Source organism: Bartonella sp. TS82HLJMH (assembly GCF_042193495.1).
Taxonomy (GTDB): Bacteria; Pseudomonadota; Alphaproteobacteria; order Rhizobiales; family Rhizobiaceae; genus Bartonella; species Bartonella grahamii.
Genome location: NZ_JBHILU010000033.1, coordinates 1 through 4,886, shown reverse-complemented (window position 1 = coordinate 4,886; position 4,886 = coordinate 1). Strand labels below are relative to the sequence as shown.

1 protein-coding gene is annotated in these 4,886 nt (G+C 37.3%); it reads right to left on the bottom strand.

What is annotated here, in order from left to right:
* Positions 1–4,132, bottom strand: a 4,132-nt coding sequence (locus tag ACFIKO_RS08645) for a beta strand repeat-containing protein (RefSeq protein WP_375673797.1), incomplete at its 3' end; no start/stop codon positions are given.
* Positions 4,133–4,886 lie beyond the last annotated feature (754 nt).

The window sequence follows — 4,886 nt, the reverse complement described above, 5'->3', positions numbered from 1 at the left end:
TTTGCGCAACATCAGCTTTACCATTGCTTGACTCTGGTCCATAGGCCGTTAGCGTATATTTATAAGGCAAACGATTTCTGGTGGTATAGCCATTTGCCAGTTTGAAAGAGTCTTCCTTTGCTTTTCCAGAAACTTGAATGAGCGAGAGACCACCTATATTTGAAGGATCAGCAGCATTTACTACACTACTTTCATCTCCTGAATCGCTTTTGATATAAACTGTTGTGTTGCCTGAGACATCCCCATTGATCAAAAGTCTATCGGTTTTTTGATCGGCACTTGCAACACCATCACTCCAAGCAATGTTGAAGTAAATCTTTGCATCACCAGAGGCTTTGTAAACTTCTTGCGTGTCTGGTTTACCAGAACCTATGTGCAATGTGTGATAATGCTCTTCTGTCGGTTCGCTAAAGATAATGGAGCTATTATCGAGATTAAGCGTGGAAATATCAGAACGAGACCTTTGAGCAATATCAAGCAGATTGCCATCACCATCTTTTTCTTTTGTACTGGTTTTTACAATCCATTGTGTATTGTTTTGCAAATTAAAGATTGTTTTAGGGCTGTTAATAATTTTTGCTCTACCCTCTAATATGGAGTCATCAGAATTGAGGGTGAAAGTGAAATTATTTCCTTTTGTTGAATCTTTGTTTACTAGTAAAACATCACCACGGATTTCTGATTTTTCGCCAAGATTGACTGTGCCGGTTGACTCATCTACATTAATTCCAGTACCGTTTTTAATGTGAAGCTTTGCGTTGGTTAAATTAACTTCTGAGGTTGTATCTTCTTCAGGATTTTCAAATTTTATGCCATTTTTCTCTGCTGTTGCAGAAATATTTGTTGCATCAATATGCCCACCGTTTTCAACAGCCAATGCTGCCTCTGTTCCTGTTATACGTCCTGTCATCATTGTGATGGTGGAGTCTAAGCCGGTTGCATGGAGGACATAACCATTAGATGATGTAATTTGGGCATTTTCGGCTAAAGTAATGGTGCTTCCACTCTCTGCACGTATTCCCACATTGTTTCCAGCAAATGATCCTCCAGAGATTGTGATTTGAGAATGATCCATTGCCATTACGCCGGTGAATGCTTGTGTAATGTGTACATTTTCTAAAGTGATATTGCTTGCTTGGGCATTTAATCCTGTAAATATGATCGAGTTACCTTTTCCATTGCTTGATATTGTCACATCTTCCAATTTGTTTTCGTTGCTCTTACTGTTTGAAATGGTAGCACCAACTGTAGAAGTTGTAATGGTTCCCTTCTTCATTTTGATTACGCCGCCGTCTTGTGCAAGGAGTCCAGTCGAAGTGTCTTTAATATCTGTTCCACGCAATTCGATCATACTATTAGAATTGATAACACTTGCACCTAATCCGCTAAGCTGCTTTTCTGTTGTGATAGTAACACCTGTGACCGTAATATGACCACCACCTTCCGCACTCAATGCTGTACGGTCCCCTTTGACGTGTCCTTTATTCATTGTGATGGTAGAGTTTAAACCGTCTGCACGGAGTCCATAACTATTAGATGAGGTAATTTGTGCTGCATCGTCTAAATTGATGGTGCCGCCATCTGCTACATATATTGTTTCATCTTCTGCCTTAAATGATCCCCCAGAGATTTTTATTGTAGAATTGTCATACGCAGCTACGGCATTAATTGCGTCAGAGATGGTTACATTTTTTAAAGTGACTTTACTTGTTTCTTCTGCTTGAATTCCATAGCCTAGTAGCGCACCGCCTTTACTACTTGATATTATCACATTGTCCAGATAGTTTTCTTCGCTCTCACTTTTAGAAAAGACAGCACCAGCTACAGAAGCTTTAATGCTTCCCCCAGTCATACTGATTGCACCATTGTTTTCTGCTTTAAGACCAATTGCACTATCACTGACCGTTGTATTTTCCAACTCAATCACACTTTTAGAGCCATCAGCATCTGCACCGATACCATCGTCTGTTGTTTTTAGAGTACCATCTGTGATGGTAATATGTCCGCTATTTTCTGCAGACAATGCTATTATTTTTCCAGCTACAGTTCCTCCAGTCATCTTGATTACGCCATTGTCATGTGCATAGAGCCCAGAGTTATCAGATGATGTAATTTGTGCATTGTCGGTTAAAATAATGGTGCCGCCGTTTAGAGCAGCGATTGTTGCTAGTTTTGCATCAAACGATCCTCCAGTAATCTCTATTTTAGAATTACTATCTGAAACAATGGCGTTTTCTGCTTGTTTTACGTTTACATTTTCTAGAGAGACTATACTTTCTTTTCCTGCATTGATTCCATTGACTAGTAGCTCATTCTCTTTATTGCTGGATATTATTACATTCTTCAGTTTGTTTTTGTTGCTTTTACTTTCCGTAAAGCGAGCACCAACGTATGAGGCATTAATGGAGCCTCCATTCATACTGATTGCACCCTCTTTTTTTGTCTGAAGTCCAATTATACTATTTTTAATCTTTGTATCATTTCCAGTTAACTCAATTAGACTATCTTTACCCTCAGAAAATGCACCAAAACCACTTGTAATTGATTCGTTATTTTCAATGGGATCGGCGCCATCTATTGTTAGGGTAACATTTTCTACCGTAATGTGTCCGCCATTTTTTGCTCCAACGACTCCTGTTTTTCCAGTTACTTCTCCTCCGGTCATGTTGATTGTGGATTCTTGTTCTGCCATGAGCCCAACGTTATCAGATGATGTAACTTTAGTATTGTCCTTTAAAGTGATTGTGCTGCCGTTTTCAGCGTGTATAGTTACCTTTTTAGAGTCAAACTCTCCTTTAGAGATTGTTATTTCAGAATTACTATCTGCAGATATACCACTGTCTGCTTGAGAGAATCTTACACCTTCTAAATTAACTTTACTGTTCTTCTCTGCTTTTACTCCAAAGAGTATAGGTGTTCCGCCTTCATTACTTGATATTTCTACATCCTTTAGTTTGTTCTTGTCGCTATTACTGTTCAAAAAGTAAGCACCAGCTTGTGAAGCTTTAATGGAACCTCCATTCATAGAGATTGAGCCACCATTTTGTGCCATGAGTCCAGAGTTATCAGATGATGTAATTTGAGCGCCCTCTATAGTGATGTCACTGTTTTTCAAGGCAGCTATTGTTGCCTCTTTTGAAGCGAATGAGCCTCCAGTGACCTTTACTTTAGAACTATTATTTGCAAGAATAGCGTTTTCTGCTTGTTTTACGGTTACATCTTCTAAAGTGACTGTACTGTTCTCTTGTACCTTTACTCCAAAGGTTATTTGTTTTCCGTCTTCATTACTTGATATTGTTACACCTTTCAGCTTATTTTTGTCGCTGTTACTGTTCAAGAAACTAGCACCAGCGTGGGAAGCATTAATAGAGCCTCCAGTCATGGAGATCGTGCCACTTTCTTTTGCCCAGAGTCCAGAGTCGTCAGATGATGTAATCGTAGAATCGTTTATAGTGACTTTGCTGTTTTGCGAGGCAACTATTGTTGCTTCTTTTGAAGCAAATGAACCTCCAGTGATTGTTATTGTAGAGCCACCTTGTGCACTTACAGCATTGTTTGTTTGTTTTATGATTACATCCTTTAAAGTGACTGTACTGTTTTCTGTTCCTGCTCCGAATCCCAGTAGTGTTTTATCATCACCGCTTGATATTGTTACATTTTCCAGCTTGTTTTTGTCGCTGTTACTGTTCATGAAGATCGCACCAAAATCAGAAGCATTAATGGAGCCTCCAGTTATGGAGATCGTGCCACCGTCTTTTGCTTCAACACCTACGATAATGGCAGAATCAGTTCCTTTAATGGTTGTTTTATCCCCCGTTAATGTGATCATACTGTTCTTGCTTTCAGCTGTTACAGCAGCGGGTGATTCTAAAGAAGATGATTCGGGAGGAGGGGTGATACCGCCTTCGCTGGGGCCTTTATTGGTTTCTTTATTTCCGGTTATTGTTAAATTTTCACCAGTGATTTTGCCACTTTCTTTTGCATGAAGAATTTCATAGGTCTTTCCGGTTTCTCCGATGACGGTTTGTCCTTCTCCTGAAGCTTCAAGAGATTCAGCATGTGCATTGGAATAGATACTAGAGAGTATGATCGCGATTGTTGCTGTATATGATAAAAGGGATTTTTTATACATCCGTATTCTCCTTTGAAGTCCCCAACATTCATTTCCCCACCGACCTCATAAGAAGAATAGAAAATGAGTTATTGTTCTTAGTGTTGTTACATTACCTCTAGCTCGGTAAGCTACTTTTACTTCTATGTCAAATATTTTAAATAATCTTCATGAAAATGTATAGTATGTATAGTTTATTTTTTATTAAATGAGTTTATTTATTTTCTGTTTGTAGTGGGATTATTTTTTATGTCTTGATGAAATAATAAAAGTAATTTTTGATAATTACTGAGAGTTATTTATGTGTCTTAAGACATTTTATAATAATTATTAGAAGATATTTTCACTTAATACGAAAATATATTTTACCATCCTATCATTTATAGTTTTTTGTGCTTTTTCTTGTTTGAATATTTTATAGACAAAAAAATTTGTTTGAGTTTTCAGATGAGGGGAAAGTTTCTTATAATCGCTTATCTTATTGAGAGCGATAAAACAGACATATCTTAAGTTTAAAAACGTAATTAATAAAAAGCTTTAAATGAAAGGTACTTTGGTCAATAAAACTACATTTTTATTAAAAGGTTTCCGCTTTCATTATTTGTGGGTTTTAATATATTCTGGATAAAAATACCTTATATTTTTCTTGATAAAAAGGGAGGGGGTAGTTTTAGTGTCATTAGGATTTATATAAAGCGAAAAGGCAGCACAATGTGCTGCCTTTTTGTTAAATTGAATAGAATGATAGGCTATTTTTAAAGTCTTTTCTTAAAAC